Raw genomic sequence first — 1,550 nt, 5'->3', positions numbered from 1 at the left:
TCCCTGCCCTGATCGGCGAAATAGTGGGTGACGCCCGCGGCAAGTCCGCCACCGCCGACCGGCAGCATGACGATATCGGGCATGCGGGCGCCCGGCATCTGGTCCGCGATCTCGTAGGCGACGGTTGCCTGGCCCTCGATGATGTCCTTGTGATCGAAAGGCGGCACCATATGGGCGCCGGAACTGTCGGTGAATTCCAGGGCAGCGCGATAGCAATCGTCGAAGAAATCGCCGACCAGTCTGATCTCGATGAAATCGCCGCCGAACAGCCTGGTCTTGTCGATCTTCTGCTGCGGCGTCGTCACCGGCATGAACACGACGCCTCGCCTGCCGAAATGGCGGCAGACGAAAGCAAAGCCCTGCGCGTGGTTGCCGGCGGACGCGCAGACGAACAGTTCGGCCTCGTTGCCGGCCGCCAGTGTCTTGCGGAAGAAATTGAAGGCGCCGCGGATCTTGTAGGAGCGGACCGGCGACAGATCCTCGCGCTTCAACAGCACCCGCGCACCGGTCTTTTTCGACAGATAGTCGTTTTCCTGTAGCGGCGTTTCAGGGAAGATCTGGCGGATCGCGGCGGCAGCGGCAGCAACGCGGGAAGAGAAACTGTTCATCGGAAACCACCCCTGGGGAAAATCACCTTGCGTTGCATGCTGTCCGCGGATCTCTATCATTAATCGGGTCGCGAACGTTCGGTTGTTGAGCGCCATGACCAGGTGCGGCGCGAGCCCGCCTATCACATATCCGGCTCCCCAGCGCCATCGTCCATCATTTACGTCCTTCCGGGCGGAAATTTTGCGAAATATTTTCAGCTACTTGCGGGTGCATTCTCATGCCCCCTCGCATCGGGCGGTATGAAATCGCTATCTCCGCGGGGATTGGAGGGCCAGCGGCGACGCCGCTCATTGCGCACATCACGCAGGCGTTTCCCGCCATTTTGGCTTTCGCGCAACACTGCGATGGCCGCAGCGGGGCGCCGATCACATTTCGACTCGACAGGACTTAGTTCTGCCGCACTCTGCCTGTCCGGGAGGTATCGTGAGGATAGACAGGCCTTTCGGCCGGAGTTGGAAATTCAGGCGTGCCTTTGAAGAAGATTTTTACCGTTGTCCTGGCCTTGTTCGTCGCCGGCTGCGCCGGCCAGCAAACACAGGAATTGCTTGGCAGCGCCATGGTGTCCGCGCCGGTGACGGAGATCGCCGGCAACCACTCGATCTTCATCGCCACGACGCGCAAGAAATCCGACGATCCCAACAAGGTTTTCGACGGCGAACGGTCGGCGACGCTGAACTATGCCCGCGTCAACGTCACCGTTCCGGGGCTTCACAAGACCGGCCAGATCGAGCGCCGCTCGCGCGGCAAGTCGGACGACCCGGCCAAGTATTTCATGGCTTCCGAGGTCGTCGGCTACGACACGCAGCCGAAATTCTCCAGCGCGCTCAACGCCGACATCGCGGCGCGCGGCGGCCGCGTCATGGTCTTCGTGCATGGCTACAACACCGGCTTCGATGCCGCCGTCTATCGCCTGACCCAGATCGTCCATGATCCGGCTATCC

2 protein-coding genes are annotated in these 1,550 nt (G+C 61.5%); one reads left to right on the top strand and one right to left on the bottom strand.

The annotated features are described in order from the left end of the window. A partial coding sequence (locus tag ENZ75_RS31435) for a pyridoxal-phosphate dependent enzyme (RefSeq protein WP_128278609.1) occupies positions 1-608 on the bottom strand: 608 nt, incomplete at its 3' end. Between the two features lie 467 nt (positions 609-1,075). Here ENZ75_RS31435 and ENZ75_RS31430 point away from each other — a divergent pair. Further along, positions 1,076-1,550: alpha/beta hydrolase (locus ENZ75_RS31430; protein ID WP_128278608.1), on the top strand; the 475-nt coding region annotated here is incomplete at its 3' end.

It is taken from the genome of Mesorhizobium sp. M7A.F.Ca.CA.002.04.1.1, from assembly GCF_004022805.1.
GTDB lineage: Bacteria > Pseudomonadota > Alphaproteobacteria > Rhizobiales > Rhizobiaceae > Mesorhizobium > Mesorhizobium ciceri.
Note: the sequence above shows the minus strand (reverse complement) of the source record. Positions and strands in the feature narration are given on the sequence as shown.